Origin of the sequence: Dietzia sp. MNB45 (genome assembly GCF_051994785.1) — a bacterium.
Classification (GTDB): domain Bacteria; phylum Actinomycetota; class Actinomycetes; order Mycobacteriales; family Mycobacteriaceae; genus Dietzia; species Dietzia kunjamensis.
Map to the genome: position 1 here is coordinate 498105 of NZ_CP163397.1, position 19757 is coordinate 517861.

At 71.0% G+C, this 19757-nt stretch carries 17 protein-coding genes and 1 tRNA gene; 6 read left to right on the top strand and 12 right to left on the bottom strand.

Annotated elements, in window-relative coordinates; all coding sequences use genetic code 11:
* Genes AB5G72_RS02385 through mbhE form a run of 5 tightly spaced genes read right to left on the bottom strand, consistent with a single transcriptional unit; the run spans position 1 to position 5591 of the window.
* On the bottom strand, positions 1–273 hold the full coding sequence (locus AB5G72_RS02385; RefSeq protein WP_067716228.1) for a monovalent cation/H+ antiporter complex subunit F: 273 nt from the start codon (positions 271–273) through the stop codon (positions 1–3).
* Entirely contained in the window at positions 270–602 is a 333-nt protein-coding gene (locus AB5G72_RS02390; protein ID WP_069390351.1) for a Na+/H+ antiporter subunit E, read from the bottom strand. Before AB5G72_RS02390 ends, AB5G72_RS02385 begins: the two co-directional genes overlap by 4 nt.
* Positions 599–2191 (bottom strand): proton-conducting transporter transmembrane domain-containing protein, encoded by a 1593-nt coding sequence (locus AB5G72_RS02395; RefSeq protein WP_440220867.1) that lies wholly within the window; start codon positions 2189–2191, stop codon positions 599–601. Before AB5G72_RS02395 ends, AB5G72_RS02390 begins: the two co-directional genes overlap by 4 nt.
* Entirely contained in the window at positions 2188–2520 is a 333-nt protein-coding gene (locus AB5G72_RS02400) for a sodium:proton antiporter (RefSeq protein WP_067716236.1), read from the bottom strand. The genes AB5G72_RS02395 and AB5G72_RS02400 overlap by 4 nt, the downstream gene beginning before the upstream one ends.
* Complete coding sequence (gene mbhE / locus AB5G72_RS02405) at positions 2517–5591, bottom strand: hydrogen gas-evolving membrane-bound hydrogenase subunit E (protein ID WP_440220868.1); 3075 nt, start codon at positions 5589–5591, stop codon at positions 2517–2519. Before mbhE ends, AB5G72_RS02400 begins: the two co-directional genes overlap by 4 nt.
* Positions 5592–5728: 137 nt before the next feature.
* Between mbhE and AB5G72_RS02410 the strand changes: the two genes are divergently transcribed.
* Entirely contained in the window at positions 5729–7186 is a 1458-nt protein-coding gene (locus AB5G72_RS02410) for a hypothetical protein (RefSeq protein ID WP_440220869.1), read from the top strand.
* 111 nt (positions 7187–7297) lie between these two features.
* Here the strand turns inward: AB5G72_RS02410 and AB5G72_RS02415 are convergent, their stop codons facing one another.
* The 4 genes from AB5G72_RS02415 to AB5G72_RS02430 all read right to left on the bottom strand — a co-directional run bounded on the left by AB5G72_RS02415 (position 7298) and on the right by AB5G72_RS02430 (position 13071).
* Positions 7298–9391 (bottom strand): acyl-CoA dehydrogenase family protein, encoded by a 2094-nt coding sequence (locus AB5G72_RS02415; protein ID WP_440220870.1) that lies wholly within the window; start codon positions 9389–9391, stop codon positions 7298–7300.
* A gap of 160 nt (positions 9392–9551) precedes the next feature.
* Positions 9552–9625: transfer RNA gene (locus tag AB5G72_RS02420), tRNA-Pro, on the bottom strand.
* Positions 9626–9677: 52 nt separating this feature from the next.
* The gene (locus AB5G72_RS02425) at positions 9678–10661 is read right to left on the bottom strand and encodes a metallophosphoesterase (RefSeq protein WP_440220871.1); all 984 of its coding nucleotides are present in this window, start codon (positions 10659–10661) and stop codon (positions 9678–9680) included.
* 28 nt (positions 10662–10689) lie between these two features.
* Positions 10690–13071: a transglycosylase domain-containing protein gene (locus tag AB5G72_RS02430; RefSeq protein WP_440221455.1), complete on the bottom strand. Its 2382-nt coding sequence runs from the start codon at positions 13069–13071 to the stop codon at positions 10690–10692.
* A 268-nt stretch (positions 13072–13339) separates the two neighbouring features.
* Between AB5G72_RS02430 and AB5G72_RS02435 the strand changes: the two genes are divergently transcribed.
* Complete coding sequence (locus AB5G72_RS02435; RefSeq protein WP_187352252.1) at positions 13340–13717, top strand: WhiB family transcriptional regulator; 378 nt, start codon at positions 13340–13342, stop codon at positions 13715–13717.
* A gap of 89 nt (positions 13718–13806) precedes the next feature.
* Here the strand turns inward: AB5G72_RS02435 and AB5G72_RS02440 are convergent, their stop codons facing one another.
* Both AB5G72_RS02440 and AB5G72_RS02445 read right to left on the bottom strand, forming a co-directional pair.
* On the bottom strand, positions 13807–14916 hold the full coding sequence (locus AB5G72_RS02440; RefSeq protein WP_067716252.1) for an ArsA family ATPase: 1110 nt from the start codon (positions 14914–14916) through the stop codon (positions 13807–13809).
* A gap of 1 nt (position 14917) precedes the next feature.
* Positions 14918–15973 (bottom strand): ArsA-related P-loop ATPase, encoded by a 1056-nt coding sequence (locus AB5G72_RS02445; protein WP_154829133.1) that lies wholly within the window; start codon positions 15971–15973, stop codon positions 14918–14920.
* Positions 15974–16039: 66 nt separating this feature from the next.
* On the opposite strand from AB5G72_RS02445, the gene AB5G72_RS02450 reads away from it, so the two are divergent.
* The 4 genes from AB5G72_RS02450 to AB5G72_RS02465 all read left to right on the top strand — a co-directional run bounded on the left by AB5G72_RS02450 (position 16040) and on the right by AB5G72_RS02465 (position 18802).
* Positions 16040–16210, top strand: coding sequence for a DUF4177 domain-containing protein (locus tag AB5G72_RS02450; protein WP_096906156.1), 171 nt, complete (start codon positions 16040–16042; stop codon positions 16208–16210).
* On the top strand, positions 16210–16689 hold the full coding sequence (locus AB5G72_RS02455) for a RidA family protein (protein WP_096906155.1): 480 nt from the start codon (positions 16210–16212) through the stop codon (positions 16687–16689). Before AB5G72_RS02450 ends, AB5G72_RS02455 begins: the two co-directional genes overlap by 1 nt.
* A gap of 5 nt (positions 16690–16694) precedes the next feature.
* Positions 16695–17576: an MBL fold metallo-hydrolase gene (locus AB5G72_RS02460; protein ID WP_440220872.1), complete on the top strand. Its 882-nt coding sequence runs from the start codon at positions 16695–16697 to the stop codon at positions 17574–17576.
* A gap of 251 nt (positions 17577–17827) precedes the next feature.
* Entirely contained in the window at positions 17828–18802 is a 975-nt protein-coding gene (locus tag AB5G72_RS02465) for a hypothetical protein (RefSeq protein ID WP_440220873.1), read from the top strand.
* A gap of 150 nt (positions 18803–18952) precedes the next feature.
* On the opposite strand, the gene AB5G72_RS02470 is transcribed toward AB5G72_RS02465, so the two are convergent.
* On the bottom strand, positions 18953–19657 hold the full coding sequence (locus AB5G72_RS02470) for a Crp/Fnr family transcriptional regulator (protein WP_096906152.1): 705 nt from the start codon (positions 19655–19657) through the stop codon (positions 18953–18955).
* Positions 19658–19757: the final 100 nt, after the last annotated feature.

Here is a 19757-nt window from a genome sequence, read left to right on the forward strand (position 1 = left end):
TCACCGCTGTCCTCGGGAGAGCAACCGTGCGAGGGCGACGGTCGAGAGCACACCGATGAGCGATCCGAGCATCACCACGTCCAGTGCCACCGCAGATCCCTGACGGATCACGAACAGCACGAACAGTGCCACCGCGCAGAAGTAACTCAGATCAGCCATGACGGCACGGTTGGCATCGCCCGGTCCGCGTACCGCGCGGACCGCCGCCACCACCATGCTCGCGACGACGATCACGGTCGACACGGCCAGCAGCACCGTCAGCAGCGGGCTCATTCGTCTTCACCTCGCAGAACGGACAGCACCCGGTCCTCGGTCCGACCGAGCAACTCGATCATCTCCTGACGGGGCCCGCCGAGCACGACGTGGACCCACATCTCGTCATCACCGATGACCGTCACCAGTGTCCCCGGCGTGACGGTGATCGCCCAGGCCAGGGCCGTGATCTCCACGTCGGTGCGGCAGCGCATGGGATAGCGCACCAGCACCGGGGTGCCGATCGGACCGGGGGTGACGGCCTCCTTGGCCAGGGCCACCGACGACAGCACGACGTTCCACAGCAACCATCCCAGGACGACCGGGGCGCGGAGTACCCGGCGGATCACGAGCGTCCCCCGATCGTCGAGTCGGTCATCGCATCGGGGCCGTCGAGCACGGCCGAGACGTACGCGTCGGTGTCGACGAGGCCGGCCACCGCCCGGTCCACCTCCGGGGCGATCGCCCCGTACCCCAGGAAGATGGCCACCGACAGGGCCGCGAGTACGCCCCCGGGCACGAGCAGGCGCGCCGGCACGCGCGGAGACGGGCGAACGTCGTTGTCGTCGTCGTCATCGTCGTCGCCGTGCTCGTCAACCCACTGCTGGCGCTCGTCGCTGTCACCGTCGTCATCGCCGGGACGGGGCGCGGGTCCGCCCCACATGATGCCGCGCCACAACCGGAGCATGGCCACGAGCCCGATGAGGGAGGAGACCAGGACGACGACGACGGTGGCGACTCCCCATGCGCCACCCGTCCCCAGGGCGGCGGTCACGACCTCGAGTTTGCCGGTCAGCCCCGAGGTGGGCGGCAGTCCGACGAGGGCCGCGATGGCGAGCACCAGCAGCACCCCTAGCGGACGTACGCGGTACCAGAGGCCCGACAGCCCAGCCAGCTGTCCGCTGCGGTAGACGTGCTCGGCGGCACCGATCAGCATCACGAGCGCCCCGATGGTGACCATGTGGTGGATCATGTAGACGATCGCACCGCCGGGGGCCTGCGCGACCGCCAGCGCGGCGAGGATGACGCCGACCCCGGAGACCATCTGCCAGGCGAGGATCTCGCGGGCGCCGACGGGGGACGCCGAGGCGACGGCACCCCACAGCGCGGTCACCAGCGCCACGACCAACAGGACGCGGCCCCATGCCGGATCGAGGTCGAAGGCGGTGGCCCAGATCCGGATGACCGCGTAGAGAGCCACCTTGGTGTGCAGCGCGGAGAACAGCGCCATGACCCCGGCGGAGGTGCCGGGGTAGGCGCGGGGCAGCCACCCGTGGACGGGTACGGCGCCGGCCTTGATGCACAGGGCCATGAGCACCACACCCAGGGCGGCGGCGACCCGGCCGTCCTCCTGTGCCGCTCCCGCGAGCACGGCGAGGTTGACGCTTCCGGCGGTGCCGTACACGAAGCCGACGCCCGCGAGCAGCAGCGTGGAGGTGAGGAGGTTGATCACGACGAACAACCGGCCCACGCCGAGGCGGCGCCACGTGCCCGTCATGGCGATGAGCGCGTACGAGGGCAGCAGCATGACCTCGACAAAGACGAAGAGGTTGAACAGGTCGCCGGTGAGCAGGGCGCCGTTGGCGCCGGCGAGCAGCAGCAGGGCCAGCGGGGCGAAGTAGCGGCTCCGGCCGAACTCCCCGGTCTGGTCACAGAACACCAGGGACATCAACGCCACCACACCGGTGGTGACCAGCATGAGCGCGGCGAACGAGTCGGAGACGAAGGGGATCGCGACGCCCGGCACGAAGCCGCCCACCGAGGCGGCGATCACCGGTTCGGACCGGTGCAGTACGAGGAGCACGAGCCCGGCGACCGCCGTGGCCGCCGGGACCGCCAGCGCCACGAGACGGCCGGCCTGCCGGGACGGCAGGATCGCCGTGACGGCGGCGGCCATCACGGGAATGGCTGCCAGCAGGGGCAGGAGCAGGGCGGTCACGACGCGTACTCCTCACCGGTGGGCGGGACGTTGTGGGTGTCGTCGTCGCGGCTCACCACGGCGAGCGAGAGCATGAACACGGTCACCGCGAGCGTGATGACGATCGCGGTGAGGACGAACGCCTGGGGGAGCGGGTCGGCGGACACGTCGACTGCGTTGACGTCGGCGAGTGGCTCGGCCCGCCAGGCCGCCACGCCAGCGCTGAGCAACGTGAGGTTGACCGCGTGGCTGATGAGCGCGAGACCGAACACGACACGGACCATGCCGCGCTGCATCATCAGGTAGACGCCGCCCGCGGTGAGGACGCCGATCATGATCGCGATGGTCACCGGGCGACCTCCTCGTCGGTTCCGCGACGAGTCCCCGGGGTGCCCCCGGTTACGCCGGTACCGGCCCCACCACTGGTTTTCCGCGGGCCTGACTTCCGGCGGCCGGTGTCCGGCGCGTCGGGGCCGGAGACGACCTCTGCGGGGGCGCGGCCCGCGCCGAGCGTGTTGAACGCGGTCATGACCAGTCCGAGGACGCCGGCGTAGACCCCGAGGTCGAAGATGAGGGCACTGGAGAGGCGCTGGCCCAGGAAGTACCCGTGGGCGGGCTGGAGGAACTGCCCGAGCGCGTAGCCGCCGATCCCGGTGAGTCCGGCGACCACCAGCCCCCCGCCGATGAGCGCGACCGGGGTGGAGGGTCGGCTCACGGGGCGATCCGACTCGCGGGCCAGGTAGACCAGCGCGAATGCGCACGCCGCGACCAGGGCGGCGATGAAACCGCCGCCGGGCTCGTTGTGGCCACGCCACAGCAGCATCACGGAGACCACGGCGAGGACCGGCGTCACGCCCCGTGCGAGCAGCTTCAACGGCACGGTGTTGCGGGCGGCGTCCTCCAACGCCTCCGCGGCCGTGCCGGTGCTCTTCGCGGAACCGGGCAGGGTCTCGCGGACGGACTCGGGATCCATGGTCTGGGCGGTGGCCCGGACCGAGCCGAGGACGCCGAGGATCGCGATGCCGGCCACGCCGAGCACGGCCACCTCGCCGAAGGTGTCGAGAGCGCGGAACTCCACGAGGATCGTGTTGACGATGTTGCTCCCGCCGGTGATCTCGGGGCTGTTCTCCAGCAGGTACACGCCGATCGGGGAGCGTTCCCGGCGCCCGGTGAAGACCAGCACACCGATGGTGGTTGTGATGCCGGTGAGGACGGCCAGCACGATGGCGGCGGTGTTCCTCGGGCGGGAGGCGGTGATGAAGTCGCGGGGCAACCGCCTCAGGACGAGCACGAACATGATGATCGTGAGCGCCTCGACCAGCAGCTGGGTCAGTCCGACGTCGGGCGCGCCGAGGCCGAAGATCTGGATGGTCACGGCGATCCCGACGGCCGACAGCAGCACCGCGGCCGACAGGCGCGAGCGCGTGACGCACAGCCCCAGCACGCCCACCGCGACCACGAGGAGCAACACGACGTCGATCGCGTTCTCGAGCCCGCCGACGCGCGGGGGGATCTCACTGCCCGTCGCCAGTGCCCAGCCGCCGATCCCGACCGCGTAGACGCTCAGGACCGCCAGCAGGGCGCCGGCGTGCCGAGCGGGGGAGTCCGACGCGGTGGGACGGACCAGCGCGCGGCCGGCGCGCGTGGCCGCCGACGTCAGGCCCTCGAGGACGGAGGCGCCCGTGAAGGGCAGCAGCGCCCGGTCGAGTGCGCGGTCGATCGGCGTGCGCTTCCAGGCCAGCAGGGCACCGACGACGAGGATCAGGGCGGTGAGCCCGACCTCGAGGGTCAGCCCGTGCCACAGGACGAAGTGGGCCTCGTAGGTCAGGTCGTCGATCGTCCCGGCGGGAGCGGTGCCGTAGACGACGGCGGTGCCCGGTTCGTTCGGGGGCCAGCCGAACGAACCGGCCGCGGCCTCGGCGACCGCGGACATCGGCACGTCGAAGACCCAGACCACGAGCGCCAGCGGCAACCCGATCGCGGCGGGCAGGGCCGCGGGCAGCCAGAGCCGGACCGGTGCCTCGTGGACCTCGTCCGGGTCGGCCGCCGTCCGGGCCGGGTCGCGGTAGACGCCGAGGAAGCCGCCCAGCACGATCCGGGCGCAGTAGAGGAAGGTGAGGATCGCCCCGATCACGGCGGCGGTCAGCAGGGCGGTCACCGCCACCGTGTTCCCGCCGGCGACGTCGCCGAACGCGATGAGCATGGACTCCTTGGACACGAAGCCCAGGGTGGGCGGCACGGCGGCCATGGCGCCCGCGCCGAGCACGGTGGCGCCGAACGTCCACGGCATGCGGCGCCACAGCGGGCCGAGGTCGCGGATGTCGCGGGCCCCCGCCTCGTGGTCGACCACGCCGACCAGCATGAACAGCCCGGACTTGAACAGGGCGTGGGCGACGGTGTGCAGTGCGGCGGCGGCGAGCGCCTCCTGCGTCCCCACGCCGATCGCCGCGGTGATCCACCCCAGCTGGCTCACGGTGGAATAGGCCATGAGCTGCTTGAGGTCGGTCTTCTGCAGGGCGAACACGGCCGCCATCACGGCGGTTCCCATGCCCACGGACACGAGCAGTGCGTTCCACACCGGCACGTCGTGGAAGGCCGGGGAGAACCGCATGAACAGGAAGATCCCGGCCTTGACCACGGCCGCGGCGTGCAGGTACGCGCTCACCGGGGTCGCCGCCGCCATCGCGTCCGGCAGCCAGAAGTGGAACGGGAACTGGGCGGACTTGGTGAACGCGGCCACCGCCACGGCGACCGCGATCGCTGCGGTGAAGCCGGGGTCGGTGGACCACACGTCGTGCGCGAGGGCCTCCGAGATGGAGGTGGTGTCGGTGCGCAACCACATGGCCACGAGCGCGCCCAGCAGCACGAGGCCACCGACGACGGTCACCGTGAGGGTGCGCAGCGCGGCGGCGTAGGCGGGGCGGCCCGAGTTGGCGATCAACGCGAACGACGCCAGGGACGTGAGCTCCCAGCACACGTAGAGCAGCACCATCGAGTCCGTGAGGACGAGCCCCAGCATGGAGACCGTGAACAGGGTCATGAGCTGGTAGAAGCCGTAGTGCTGTGGGCGCCGCCCGCGGGCGTGCCGACGCCCGTGCCCGTGGTCACCGCCGCCGGAGAGATACGACGACGAATAGATCAACACGATCGCGCCGATCACCAACGCGAGCATCGCGAAGAGCAGGCCCGTGGGGTCCGCGAACAGGTCCAGGGTCCAGTCGCGGGCGGGCACCCAGGGGATGCGTACGACCTCGGTGGGCCTCCCCGACAGGGCCAGCGAGAGCGGCCACAGGAGCGCGGACGCCCCCAGTAGGTAGAGCGCCGCGAGCGGCCATCCCGCGCCCCGGCCCAACCACCGTGTGAGCGGCCATGCGAGCAGGGTGGCCAGACCTGCAGCAGCGATCGCGAGGACGGGGCTCATGGCTCCTTCCTGCGCGGCAGCGGGTGGCGAGGGGTGCGAAGGTTTCCACGGAAGTTTATCAACAGCCACGGACACCGATGCGGGGGCATGCCGAGTGACCTGCGGGAACACCGGTTCCAGGGGGCTACGATCCGGCCATGACCTCCTCGGACGCCCCCTCTGAGACCTCGCCGCACACCGACATCCTGCCCGTCACCGACCCCGGCACCTCCCCTCGATCAGACCCCCCGGACGCGCCGGACGCCCCGGGCCACGAGGTCGGCGCCGCCCGCGGGGGACCCGCGCGGCGGCTGCTGGGCCTGGCGCTGATCGTCCTGCCCCTCGTCCTGGCCGCACTGTGGGCGGTGGTCGGGCCGACCCCCCAGCAGGAGGACGCCGCCCCCGGCGCCGGCGGGCCGCTGCGTTCGGCGCTGTCGGAGGCGTCGGCCAACTCGTCGTTCACGGTCGCCGGAGCAGAGCAGTTGCGCTCCGGGACGGCCGAACTCGCCGACGGTGCCGGGCAGCTGCGCGACGGCTCCGCGGAGCTGGCCACGGGCATGGAGCAGTTGCAGGCGGGGATGGGGCAGGCCGGATCCGGGGCCGAGGAGGTCGCGGGCGGCGTCCGTCAGGTCGTGGGTGCGGTCCGCGGGGTCGCCGTGATCCAGGGGCAGGTCTCCACCGCGATCGAGGACGCCCTGTCGCGGCTGCAGGGCGACGCCCCCGAGGTCGTCCAGGCGCGCAACGCCCTGACCGGGCTCCGTGACCAGCTGGCCACCCAGGGCCTCGACCAGAACACGCTGAGCAACCTCGACCAGCTCGACTCCGGCGCGGCGGAACTCGCCCGCCAACTCTCCGCCCCGGGCGCCGAGCTGCGCGACGGCGTCTACTCCGCCACCCGTGGCGCCCGCGAACTCGCCGGCGGCGCGGGCGAGCTCGCCACGGGAGCCGACACGCTCCGCGACGGTGCGGCCAGCGTCGCCGACTCCGCCGGCCGCACCCAGGAGTCCATCGGCAAGACCGGGCGGGCCCTGGCCGTCGAGCAGGGCGACGCCGGGCTGGAGGCCGCCGCGGCCGCCGACGACTCCGAGCGCCGCACCTCCGCCGGAATCCTCGGCGTGGCCGCCGCAGCGATGCTCGGAGCACTGCTCGTCCAGCTCGTCCGCCGGCCCGGCTCGTCGATCGCCGAGTCGGTTCTCGCGCTGACCCTGCTCACCGCGGGCCTGTCCGCGTGGGCGCTGGCCACCGCCGACGGCCCCACCGCGGGCGGGGCTACTGCCGCCGTGGCTCTCGTCGCCCTCGTCGTCGTCGCCTCCTCCGCCCTGTGGCGCGCCCTCGTCGCGGTGCTCGGCCCGTGGCCCGGTCGGATCACGGCGGTGATCCTCGCCGCCGCGTCGGCCGGCGCGGCGTGGTGGGTGTGGGTCGCCGGCGGCGCGCCCGCGGCGATCGTCACCGTCACCTCGGCGACCACGACCGGGCAGGCCACCGCGGCGCTCGACGCCGTGCTCCTGTCCGGGCCCGCCTCCGTCGCGTGGACCGGTGCGGCGGTCCTTCTGGCGGTCGCGGTGTTCTCGCTCCTGGCGGTGATCGTCGCCGGTCGGCCCCGCGCCCGCCGGTAGACGTCGCGCCGAGGCGGACCCGCTCCCGCCGCAACGAGAAGAGCGTTCCGCACGCCTCCCTCTCGGGAAACGTGTGCGGAACGCTCTTCGGGATGAAGGGGTCGCGCGAGGTCAGTCGGCCAGGCCGACGACCTCGTGTTCGTCGGAGGGCTCGTCGGTGATCGCGTCCACGCCGCCGTCGGTGAGCATGGGGACGCTGAAGACGAACTCGGGGATCGCGAAGGCGTCGACCAGCGTGCGCGCCCGGCCGGCCAACTTGGTGCAGAGACGGTTGCGGGCCGCGGTGGCCGCCTTCGTCCGCTCGGTCGTCAGACGGTTGTGCTCGAGGAACCAGCCCTTGTCGCCGTCCACGATGTCGAGCACGTACAGGTCGCACAACATCCCGAGGACCTCCCTGGCCTCCGGGTCCTCGCAGGCCTCCACGGCCTCGGCGAAGCGGGCGAACACCCAGCTGTCCATGTGGGCGCGACCGGCCTGCAGGAGATGATCCTGCGCCGAGTTGAAGACCTTGAACGCCGCCGAACCGTCCTGGCCCTGCGCCTTGCGCAGCCGTCGCGCGACCGTCTCCAGCAGGTGCTCCTCGCGGTCGACGAGGAGCTGGAGCTGGTTGCCGCGATCGAGCAGGTCGGTGTGTTCGCGGTCCGTCACGGCGTCGACGAGCTTCTGCCACAGGGTGGAGGCGCGGGCCTTCTCCTGCACCACGTCGACGGCCGTGCTCAGCGCGAACGCGACGGTCTCGCGCTGGTCCATGTCGCCGAAGTCCGCGGCGTAGGAGCTCAGGAGCTCCTTGCCCACCAACTGGGTGAGCACCACGTTGTCGCCCTCGAAGGTCGAGAAGACGTCGCAGTCCTTGCGCATCTCCGTGAGCAGGTTCTCCGCCATGTAGCCGGCGCCGCCGCAGGCCAGGCGGGCCTCGATGATCGTGTCGTTGGCGAACGCCGTGACCGAGGCCTTGATGCCCGCGGCGTGGGTCTCCATCTCGCGGCGACGGACCTCGTCGAAGGCCTCCGGGTTCTTCTCGAACTCGTCCAGTTCGAGGATGATCGCGTTCTGCGCGCACGCGAACGCGTACGCGCGGGCGACCCGCGGCATGAGCCGGCGCTGGTGCTCCCGGTACTCCAACAGCGGGATGCCCTTGCCGGTCTCCGGGTGGTCGAACTGCCGGCGGACCAGTGAGTACCGCACTGCCAGCGCCAGCGCCGTGCGCGCGGACGCCCCGGCCGCCGCGCCCACCGACACCCGGCCGCGGATGAGCGTGCCGAGCATGGTGAAGAATCGGGCGCCCACCGAATCGATGGGGGAGGAGTACTCACCATCGGCGTCGACAGCCCCGAAGCGGTTGAGCAGCGCCTCGCGCGGGACCCGCACGTCGTCGAACCAGATCTTGCCGTTGTCCACGCCCGCGAGGCCGCCCTTGGGGCCGTGGTCGGTGGTGCGGACGCCCGGCAGGTCGTTTCCGGCCTCGTCGCGGATCGGCACGAGCAGGCAGTGGACGCCGTGGCGGAGTTCCCCGCCGTCGTCCGCGGTCGTGATCAGCTGGGCGAACACGGCGGCCATCCGGCCGTCGCGGGCGGCGTTGCCGATGTAGGCCTTCTCCGCGCTGGGCGTGGGGGTGTTGACGACGAACTCGCCGGTCCCACGATCGAACGTCGCGGTCGTCTCCAGGTTCTGCACGTCCGAGCCGCCGCCGACCTCGGTCATGGCGAAGCAGCCGAGCAGGTCCAGGGAGATGACGTCCGGCAGGTACTTCTTACGGGTCTCGGAGTCGCCGAGGTTGGCGATCGCGCCGCCGAACAGGCCCCACTGGACGCCGGCCTTGACCATGAGGGACAGGTCGAGGTGGCCGAGCATCTCGAAGGACGTCAGCGCCCCGCCGGTGTCACCGGTCCCACCGTCCTCCTCGCGGAACCCCAGCTTGGGCATCCCGGAGTCGGCCAGGCGCTGGAGCTGCGCCAGTACATGGTCGCGATGCTCCTCCATGCCCAGCCCGATCGGGTTGAGCATGTCCGGGGTCATGGCCTCGCGCGTGAACTCGCGGGCATCGGCCCAGGTCCCGTCGAGGACCTTCTGCAGCGAGGCCGCGAGGACCGCGTCCCCCGCCCCGGTGGTGGTGATGCGGCCGTAGTTCGGGTGCACGGCCGGGCCGGTCCCGGGTGCACTGTCCCCTGCGGCGGCGGCGTTCTGGACGTCGGTCTCGGAGGTCATGACACGACTCTACGGAGAGTCCGCGCCGCTGTGCACCGGAAGAGCGGCCCCACGTCGGCGGCACCACGGCAGGGGGAACCCGAGGGCACGGCACGAAATGGCCGAGGGCACGAAAAGACCGAGGGCCCGGATCACTGACGTGATCCGGGCCCTCGCATTGTCGGGGTGGCGGGATTTGAACCCACGGCCTCTTCGTCCCGAACGAAGCGCGCTACCAAGCTGCGCCACACCCCGGTCGACAACGAGGGATACTCTAGCGCCCCGTCGCCGGAATCGCGAAACCGGGTCAGACCGGCAGGGGCACCTTCACCCGTTGCGGGGTCACCGGGACCTCGGATCCCTCGCCGCCACCACCGGGGGCGGCGACCAGTTCCAGCAGGGTCGCCTCCGGGCGGCAGAACGTCCGCACCGGTACGAACGGGGAGGTGCCCAGGCCGGCGGAGACGTGCAACACCAGGTTCCGCCCCCACGCGGACAGGCCCTGGGCCCGCGAGCGGTCGATGCCGCAGTTGGTGACGATCGCACCGGTGGGGAGGCAGAGCTGACCACCGTGGGTGTGCCCCGCGAGGGCGAGGTCGTACCCGTCGGCGTCGAACCGGTCCAGCACGCGTGGCTCCGGGGAGTGCAGCAACCCGATCCGCAGGTCGAAGGCGGGCCCGGCGGGTCCGGCGATCTCGTTGTAGTGGTCCCGTCCGATGTGGGGGTCGTCGACACCGGCGACGAGCACGCTACGGCCGTCGACCGCGATCTCGGCGCGCTGGTGGGTGGCGTCGACCCAGCCCCGCTCGGTGAAGGCGGCCCTGAGATCCCGCCACGGCAACGGGACGGCCGAGTGTTTCTGGCGGCCTATCCCGATGTACGGCAGCGGGCTCTTGGGGACCGGGGCGTAGTAGTCGTTGGAGCCGAACACGAACGCCCCGGGCCGGTCGAGCAGTGGCCCGAGGGCCTGGACCACGGAGGGCACCGCCCGGGCGTCGGAGAGGTTGTCACCGGTGTTGACGACCAGGTCGGGCTCCAACTCCGCCAGCGAGTTGACGAACTGCTGCTTGCGCTTCTGGCCGGGCATCATGTGCAGGTCCGAGACGTGGAGGATCGTCAGGGGCCGCGAGCCGGGCGCGAGCAGCGGCAGGGAGTGGCGGCGCAACGTGAAGGCGTTGCGCTCCCAGCCCGTGGCGTACACGGTTCCCGCCACGACCGCCCCGGCGAGGACGGCCGCCGCGCGGGCGGGGGAGGTCGTCGAAACCCGGGTCTTGCGTGAAGGGCGTGACATCAGTCCAGACTACCGACGCCGGGCGGGGTCACCGCGGCGGCGAGATGGTGATGGGGGCCAGGCCCGGCACGTTGAGCACGATGGGTTCGTCCCCGACCGGCGCCCCCGGGCCGGAGGCGCCCTGACCCTGCGCGCCGGTGCCCCCGCCCCCGCCGCCGCCCGATCCGTCGGAGACGCGGAGGGTGAGCTGGGACCCGGGGATGCCGGTGCTGCCGTCGACGCCGATGACGGTGCCGTACGGACGGCCGGTGCCGGAGACGAACTGCGTGTTGACGACGAACCCGGCGTTGGTGAGCAGCGACGTCGCGGCGGACTGGCTCATGCCGGCGACGTCCGGGGCGGCGGCCCCGCTGGTCCCGGCCTGGTAGGCGGGATCGGGTGCGGGCAGTCGGAGCGGGCCGTAGATGTCGGCGATCGGGGAGAAGGCCGAGAACCAGGTCTGTGCCGGCTCAAGGCCACCGAAGAGGTTGCCGTACGAGCACTGGCGCAGGGGGCTGGTACACAGCTCGGTGGTGGTGGTGCCGTCGTTGAACGCGTAGACGGCCGCCGCGTAGTTGTTGGTGAAGCCCAGGAAGGCGGAGGACCGGTTGGCCTCGGATGTGCCCGTCTTGCCGGACATCGGCAGGCTCCACCCCGCGCCCGATGCGGCGCCGGCCGCCGTGCCGGCGCCCACGTGGTCCTTGGACATGGCGACGGCGAGGGTGTCGGCGAGCCCTTCCTCGACGACCTGCTCGCACTCCGGCTCGTTCAGCTCGACGGGTGCGCCGGTGCGGTCGGTGATCGACTCGATGGGACTGGGGGGACACCAGACGCCGCCGGAGGCGATGGTGGCGCCGACGTTGGACAGCTCCAGTGCGTTGACGGCGGTGGGCCCGAGGGTGAACGAGCCGAGGTTGTTCTTCTTGACGAATTCGCTGATCGAGTCGCCTCCGGGCGCGGTGCCCTTGCGGTCGTAGGAACGCATGCCGAGGCGGACCGCCATGTCGACGGTGGGCGAGACGCCCACGTCCTTGATGAGATTCACGAACGTCGTGTTGGGCGACTGCGCGAGGGCGTCGGTCACGGACAGGGAGGAGGGGTACGAGCCGGCGTTCTCCACGCAGTACTGTGCGGGCGGGCACCCGGCGGCGCCACCGGCGCCGAGTCCGGAGACCTGGACGCGACGCGGCACCGGGAGGGTCGTGTTGGTGCCCATGCCCTTCTCCATGGCGGCGGCGACGGTGAAGACCTTGAAGACCGAGCCCCCGCCGTCACCGACCAGCGAGAACGGCTGCGGTTGCACGGTCTGGCTGTCCCCCAGTTCGAGTCCGTACTGGCGGCTGGAGGCCATCGCGACGACCTTGTGGGCGTCCTTGCCGGGCCGGACGACGCTCATCACCTCGGCCACGCCCTGGGCGGTCGGGTTGCCGTACGTGTCGACCGAGCGCTGGACGTTGGACTGGACGGTCTCGTCGAGGGTGGTGCGGATCGTGTACCCGCCCTGCTCCACCATGTCGCGACTCAGGCCGTTCTCCTCGAGGTACTGGAGGACGTAGTCGCAGAAGAATCCGCTGTCACCGGCGGTGATGCACCCGCGGGGCAGCGGGTTCGGTCGCTTGAGCACGCCCAGCGGTTCGGCCGCGTAGGCCTCGCCCTCGGCCGGGGTGATGGCGCCGGTCTGGACCATCGTGTCGATGACGGTGTTGCGGCGCTGCGTGGTGCCCTCGGGGTTGGTGTACGGGTCGAACCGACTGGTGGACTGCACCATGCCCGCGAGCATCGCCGCCTGGGGGACGCTGAGGTCGCGGGCGTCGACGCCGAAGTAGGTCTGCGCGGCGGTCTGGACGCCGAACGTGCCGTTGCCGAACGAGATCAGGTTGAGGTACTTGGTGAGGATCTCGTCCTTGCTCAACTCCCCGTCGAGGGTGAGCGCCATCCGGATCTCTTTGATCTTGCGCGCGGGCGTGGTCTCGACCGCGGCGCGACGCTCCGCGTCGTTCTCGGCGGAGACGAGGAACTGGTAGTTCTTGACCAGCTGCTGGTCGATCGTCGACGCGCCCTGCTCGACCTCGCCCGAGGTGGCGTTGGTCAGGGCCGCGCGGACGGTGCCTCGCCAGTCGACACCGTTGTGGTCCGCGAACCGGCGGTCCTCGATGGCGATGATCGCCAGCTTCATCTGCTGCGAGATCTCCTCGCTGGGCACCGGCACGCGCTGCTGGTCGTACAGCCACGCGATGGGGGCGCCGGCCGAGTCGGTCACCGTGGAGATCGACGGGAGGTCACCCTTGATGAGGTCCGCGGACGTCCCGGCCAACGTGTCGGCCATCTTGTTGGATGCCAGCCCCGCTGCCCCCGCGATCGGGAACAGCGACCCCGCCGTGACCACCCCGGCGGCGACACACGTCGCGACCAGCTTTCCCAGCGAACTCATAGCCGACACACGCACAGGGTACGTGACCACCCCTCCGGGACCACCCGTCGCGCGGCGATCATGTGTCGACTCTTTACTTCTGTTGTGTGACTGCGGTAACAATATGGGGGAACGCGGGACGGATCGGACCGGAATGGGATCGCGATACACGAATCCCAGGTGCGAACGCCCGCCGACACAGTGAGTCCGCCGCGTCGGGCGGGCTCAGAAGGCCGGAGACGTGGGCGGTGAACCCGTCCACGACTCCACTCACGCTAGGGGCACTTCGATGACGTCCACCCTCCCCGGGACCACCCACTCCTCCGACCACGGGGTCCGCCCCGGTGCCGGCAACCCCCTCGGCTCCGAGGAGATCATCATCGGGGAGGGTCGCCAGGAATGGGTGGCCCAGGCCCGGTGCAAGGACATCGATCCGGACGAGCTGTTCGTCCGCGGCGCGGCGCAGCGTAAGGCCGCGTCCATCTGCCGGCACTGCCCGGTCCTGCTGCAGTGCCGGGCCGACGCACTCGACAACCGCGTCGAGTTCGGTGTCTGGGGCGGTATGACCGAGCGGCAGCGCCGCGCCCTGCTCAAGCAGCACCCCGAGGTCCGTTCCTGGGCAGACTTCTTCGCGCAGCAGATCGAGCGGCACACCGCGGTCTACTGAGTCCTGAGGTCCAACGAGTCCTGGCGAGTCGAGGCCCGGACACCTCGAGCGCGGCCCGCGGCACCCGCCGCGGGCCGCGCTCGTATCCGTCAGCCGCAGAGTTGGTCGCCCACCGACCGCAGTGCCTCCAGGTTGGAGATCTCGAACGGCAGTGAGGGCACGCCGACGATCCGCACGTCCGGGTGGGTGTCGGTGAACGACTCGAGCAGCCGGACCTCCTGCTTGGCGGTGCCCGCCCGGTCGGCGTGGATGCGCAGCACCGCCTCGGCCTCCGGGTTCTCCCCGGCCAGGCGGTCGGCGGCCGCGCAGGCCTGTTCGGCGCTCAGGTCGGTCAGTCGCGGATGGGTGCGGTTGACCACGACCCCCGCCAGCGGCATCTTCTCCTCGGACAGTCGCTCGGCGAAGAACGCGGCCTCGCGCAGGGCGGGCCGCTCCGCGGAGGAGACCACCAGGAACTCCGTGCCCTTGCGGCGCAGGATCGCCTGGGTCCGGGACGCGCGGGTGGAGAACCCGCCGAACGTGGAGTCCAGCGCCACCACCATCTCGGAGGCGTCCTTGAGCATCGAGGACCCCACCACCGTGGACACGCCGCGCATCGCGGTGCTCATCGCGCCGGTCACCAGGCGTCCGACCCCGCGGCCGGGCGTGGAGAGCAATCGCATGAGCCGACTGTCGAGGAATGCGCCGAGGCGGCGCGGTGCGTCGAGGAAGTCCAGTGCGTTGCGCGACGGGGGAGTGTCGACGACGACGAGGTCCCACGCGGAGTCGTCGAGAAGTTGCCCCAACTTCTCCATGGCCATGTACTCCTGGGTCCCCGCGAAGGAGGTGACCATCGTCTTGTAGAAGCGGTTGTCCAGGATGTCCCGGGCCTTGGCTTCCGTGGTGTTGGCCACCACCAGTTCGTCGAACGTACGGCGCATGTCCAGCATCATCGCGTGCAGTGACCCGCCGGCGGCGGATTTCTCCTGCCCGAGGTCCACGGGGGAGGGTTCGTTGGACAACTCGTCGATGCCGAGGGCCTGCGCGAGGCGACGGGCCGGGTCGATGGTCAACACGACCGTGTCGCGGCCGAGTTCGGCGGCCCGCAGGGCGACCGCCGCGGCGGTGGTCGTCTTGCCCACGCCGCCGGCGCCGGTGCACACCACCACCCGGGTGGCGGGGTCGGTGAGCATGGCGGTGATGTCGAGGCGGCGTGTCATGTCAGTGGACTCCCTGGTCGACGAGGGCGGAGGCGAGGTCGTAGAGGTCCGCGACCTCCACCCCGTTGGGCAGCGCCGGCAGCACGAGGGTGGGGCAGGCGGCGGAGGTGAGCGTCTCGCCGGCGCGGAGTTGGCCGCGGGCCACGCGGGCGTGCTCGATCGCCTGCACCAGCAGGCCCTGCAGTCCCTCGTCGTCGACCTCCACGCCGGTCGCGTCGAGGCCGTCCGCGACCGCCTCGGCGTCGATGTCCTCCTCGGCGATCCGCCGCAGCGCATCGTCGTCGAGGTGACGGGTCTCGGCGCGGTTGATGATCACCTGGCCGACCCGCAGTCCGTGGCTCTTGAGTTCGGCGATCGCCTCGATGGTCTCCTGCACCGGCAGTGACTCCAACAGCGTCACCAGGTGCACGACCGTGCGGGTGGAGTGGACCAGCTCGGCCACGGCCTCCGCCTGGCGACGGATGGGCCCGCCCCCGCCGGCGAGGTCGGCCATCGCGGTGGTGACGTCGAGGAACTTGCCGATCCGGCCCGTGGGCGGGGCGTCGACCACCACGGCGTCGTAGACGACCTCACGCTTGGCGTGCTCGCGCGCGACGACCTCATAGATCTTGCCGGTGAGCAGGACGTCCTTGAGCCCGGGCGCGATCGTGGTCGCGAATTCGATCGCACCGACCGACTTCATCACCTTGCCCACCACCCCGAGGCGGTAGAAGGTGTCGAGGTAGTCGAGCATCGCGGCCTCGATGTCGATCGCCAGCGCGAACACCTTGCCGCCGCCGTCGACCCTGGCCACGAGTTCCTCGCGGTAGGGCAGGGGGGCGCGGTCGAAGATCCGGGCGATGCCCTGACGTTCCTCCACCTCCACCAGCAGGACCCGCTTACCGGTGGAGGCCAGCGCCAGTGCGAGGGAGGTGGCGACGGTCGTCTTGCCGGTGCCGCCCTTCCCCGAGACGTAGTGCAACTCGGCCCGTTCGGAGCTGTCGGACCACCCGGTGGACAGCTCGTCGGCGATGGTCGATCGTGTCGACCGGGTACCTGGACTCATCGTGGACGGCATGCGTTCCACACTAAGCGCTCACACCACCGCGCGCGGGGCGCTCGTGACTTACCTAGAGTGGGGCACATGAGCGAATCCACTGGAGCAGCCCGGTTCGAGTACGTGACGGTCCCGCTGCTGACGCACGCCACCAAGCAGATCCTCGACCAGTGGGGAGGCGACGGCTGGGAGCTGGTCTCCGTTCTGCCCGGCCCCACGGGTGAGCAGCACGTCGCCTACATGAAGCGACAGCTCTGATGCCCGAGACCGAGACCGCCGGCTACTGGACCCGCAAGCTCGACCAGCTGGGTCTGGAGCTGCCGACGGTCGTCCCGCCGGTCGCCAACTACGTCCCGGCAGTACGTACCGGCGCGTTCGTGTACACCTCCGGGCAGTTGCCCATGGTCGACGGCGCCCTGGCGGCCACGGGCAAGGTGGGGGCCGAGGTCACCGCCGAGCAGGCCGCCGAGCTGGCCCGCACCTGCGCCCTCAACGCGCTGGCGGCCGTCGACGGGCTCGTCGGGATCGATTCGGTGGTGAAGGTCGTCAAGGTGGTCGGGTTCGTCGCCTCCGCGCCCGGCTTCAGCGGGCAGCCGGGTGTCCTCAACGGCGCCTCCGACGTGCTCGGTGAGATCTTCGGCGACGCCGGCGTCCACGCCCGGTCGGCGGTCGGCGTGTCCGAGCTGCCGCTGAACGCGCCCGTCGAGGTCGAGCTCGTGGTCGAGGTCGAGGGATAGCCGCGATGTCCGCAGGCCTGGCCCCGATCACCTTCCCGGCGTACGAGACCCTCCGGCCCGTCACGGAGCTGTCCGGGGTCATCCTCTGCGACAACCCCTCCGAGATGACCTTCGAGGGGACCAACACCGTCATCCTGCGGGCCCCGGGGTCGCCTACCTGCGTGGTGGTGGACCCCGGACCCGACGACCTCGCGCACGCCGAGCGGATCGCGGCCATCGTGGGAGAGATCGAGCTCGTCGTCGTCACCCATCGTCACGGCGACCACACCGACGGCATCGATCACCTGCGCGGATTCACCTCCGCCCCCGTCAGGGCCGTGGAGGAACGGTTCTGCCGGGACGCCGCGCCGTTGGTGACGGGCGGTGACGACGACGAGGTGATCCACGCCGCCGGCCTGGACATCATCGTGCTCGGCACCCCGGGGCACACTGCCGACTCGATCAGTCTCGAGGTGCGGGCCGCGGGGACCGGGTTCACTGCCCCGCCGGACTGCGTGGTCCTCGGGGACACGATCCTCGGCCGGGATTCGACGGTGCTGGACTCGACCGACGGCGATCTCGGCGACTACCTGGGCAGCATGGATCTCCTCGCGGCGCGGGCCGACGGGGTGATCGGTATCCCGGGGCACGGGCCCGACGTGGAGAACACCGGCCGCGCCGCCCAGGTACTCGGTCGGCACCGGCGCGATCGACTCGACCAGATCATCGCCGCCCGGGCCGAGTTGGGGCGCGACGCCTCGGCCGAGGCGATCACGCAGCACATCTACCGCGACGTGACGCCGTTCCTGCTCAAGGTGGCCGAGCAGTCCACCAAGGTCGCGCTGCGCTACCTCGACCGCCTGGATACAGGGGGCACGGAGGGCACGGGTAGCGCGGCCAACGCCTGACCCGCCCGCGACCTGACCAGCCCGCCCAGCCCGCAACGCCCGCCGGGTCCGACCATTCGCGAAAATCGGCTAGTCCGAATAGGGATCGGCTAGTCGAATTGGAGTCGCCGATCCGGATTCCGGCTAGCGGATTTGGGTGGGGCGCGGGGACGCGGGGGAGATTGTCCACAGGGAGGATTTCTCCACAGGCGGCCTGCATATCGCGGGTTACAGCGGGAGTGCGCGTGTCGGCGTGGGCGAGACTGCCGAACATGGGTGCATCAAAGACAGACGACCACGACAGTCCCTTTCTCTCGACATTCGCGCAGCTCGCCCGCAGCGGCCTGGACCACGATGAGATCAACAGGCGGATCGGCGCCGGAACGCTACGGCGGGTGCGGTCCGGCGTCTACGCCCACGAGCCGGAGGAGGCGCCCGCCGGGACCGGGCCCGATTACGTCCGCAGGGAGCGGGAGTTCCTCGAACGAACTCGGGCGGCCGCGCTCGCGGTGGAACCCGGGACGGTGATGTCGCACGGTTCCGCCCTCGCGCTCTACGGGCTGCCGCTCCACGGGATCTCCTTGGACCGGCCCACCGCCACCCGGCCACGCGAGGGCGGCGGAACGCGGCGCAGTTCGGCGCTCGTGTGCTTCACCCTGCCCGTGGAGGGGGCGACCAGACTCGTCGACGGCATCCAGTTGACCTCTCCCGCCAGGACGATCATCGACGTCGCACGGACGGTGAGCCTGGAGAGCGGCGTTGCTGCTGCCGACCAGGCCATCCGCCGAGGCATGCTGTCGCGCCCAGAACTCCAGGACGAGGCGGGTCTGGCGAAGGGGCGCACGGGTGTCGGGCGCGCGCGGGCGCTGCCGGAGCTGACATGCGGGTTGGCGGAATCGGTTCTGGAATCGTTGATACGGCTGATCCTGGTGTTCGCGGGTCTCCCGCAGCCCGAGATGCAGGTGTGGCTGTCGGGCCGGAGCGGCAAGCGGTTCCGCGTGGACTTCTACTGGCGAGAATGGAGGCTCATCGGCGAGGCGGACGGCTTCGGCAAATACGGGAACAGCCCGCAGGAGATACGGGAAGCACAGAGCCGTGAACGCCAGAGGCAGCGCGATCTGGAAGATGCCGGCTACGTGGTGATTCGCTGGGTATGGGATGACCTGCGGCGTCCGGACGTGATCGTCCGGCGGGTGAAGGACGCGATGCGTCGGCAGGAGCAACTCGGACTTGGCCGCGCGGCGTGAGAGCGTCGCCCGCCGGCAACCAAGAATCCGCTACTCGGAATAGGGATCGGCTGGTCGGATTGGACTAGCGGATCCCTATTCCGAGTAGCGGATCTCGGGGCGGGGGCTGGGGCTGGGTCTGCAGCCGGGGCCGGGGCCGGGGCCGGGGCGTCAGCGGGCGCGGCGGGCCAGCCGCTCGGTGTCGGAGATGATGACGCTCTTGCCCTCGAGCCGCAGCCAGCCGCGGTGCGCGAACTCGGCCAGCGCCTTGTTCACCGTCTCGCGGGAGGCGCCGACGAGCTGGGCGATCTCCTCCTGCGTGAGGTCGTGCGTCACGCGGATGTTGCCGCCCTCCTGCGTGCCGAAGCGCTGCGCGAGCTGCAGCAGGGCCTTGGCCACGCGGCCGGGCACGTCGGTGAAGATGAGGTCGGCGAGGTTGTTGTTGGTGCGGCGCAGGCGGCGGGCCAGCACGCGCAGCAGCTGGTCGGAGATCTCCGGACGCTCGGCGATCCAGCGCTTGAGGGCCGAGCGGTCCATGGCCTGCACAGACACGTCGGTGACACACACGGCCGACGAGGTGCGCGGGCCGGGGTCGAAGATGGAGAGCTCGCCGAACATGTCGGACGGCCCGAGGATGGAGAGCAGGTTCTCGCGACCGTCGGGGGCCTTCCGGGAGAGCTTCACCTTGCCGGAGGTGACGATGTACAGGCTGTCGCCCTGCTCGCCCTCGCGGATGATCACGTCACCCTTCGAGTACTCCTCGCTGGTCAGGTCGGAACGCAGGGCGGAGACCGCCGCCGGCTCCACGCCCTGGAAGATTCCGGCTCTGGTGAGGACGTCGTCGGCAGACTGGTCCGTGCGGCGATCAATCGTCACAGTCTGTGACCCTCCGTTCGGGCGCGGACATGCGTGTCCGTGCCATGGCGTGCGTGTGGCGAAAACCACTGTAGTCGTAAGCGCGTCGGTGGTGGTGGCG

Bases quoted from the DNA above. Each gene is read 5' to 3' on its own strand.
- AB5G72_RS02425 (WP_440220871.1), bottom strand. From the start codon at position 10,661: ATGTCACGCCCTTCACGCAAGACCCGGGTTTCGACGACCTCCCCCGCC.
- AB5G72_RS02440 (WP_067716252.1), bottom strand. From the start codon at position 14,916: ATGACACGCCGCCTCGACATCACCGCCATGCTCACCGACCCCGCCACC.
- AB5G72_RS02415 (WP_440220870.1), bottom strand. From the start codon at position 9,391: ATGACCTCCGAGACCGACGTCCAGAACGCCGCCGCCGCAGGGGACAGT.
- AB5G72_RS02445 (WP_154829133.1), bottom strand. From the start codon at position 15,973: ATGCCGTCCACGATGAGTCCAGGTACCCGGTCGACACGATCGACCATC.
- AB5G72_RS02385 (WP_067716228.1), bottom strand. From the start codon at position 273: ATGAGCCCGCTGCTGACGGTGCTGCTGGCCGTGTCGACCGTGATCGTC.
- AB5G72_RS02465 (WP_440220873.1), top strand. From the start codon at position 17,828: ATGGGTGCATCAAAGACAGACGACCACGACAGTCCCTTTCTCTCGACA.
- AB5G72_RS02435 (WP_187352252.1), top strand. From the start codon at position 13,340: ATGACGTCCACCCTCCCCGGGACCACCCACTCCTCCGACCACGGGGTC.
- AB5G72_RS02460 (WP_440220872.1), top strand. From the start codon at position 16,695: ATGTCCGCAGGCCTGGCCCCGATCACCTTCCCGGCGTACGAGACCCTC.
- AB5G72_RS02455 (WP_096906155.1), top strand. From the start codon at position 16,210: ATGCCCGAGACCGAGACCGCCGGCTACTGGACCCGCAAGCTCGACCAG.
- AB5G72_RS02430 (WP_440221455.1), bottom strand. From the start codon at position 13,071: ATGAGTTCGCTGGGAAAGCTGGTCGCGACGTGTGTCGCCGCCGGGGTG.
- AB5G72_RS02410 (WP_440220869.1), top strand. From the start codon at position 5,729: ATGACCTCCTCGGACGCCCCCTCTGAGACCTCGCCGCACACCGACATC.
- AB5G72_RS02450 (WP_096906156.1), top strand. From the start codon at position 16,040: ATGAGCGAATCCACTGGAGCAGCCCGGTTCGAGTACGTGACGGTCCCG.
- mbhE (WP_440220868.1), bottom strand. From the start codon at position 5,591: ATGAGCCCCGTCCTCGCGATCGCTGCTGCAGGTCTGGCCACCCTGCTC.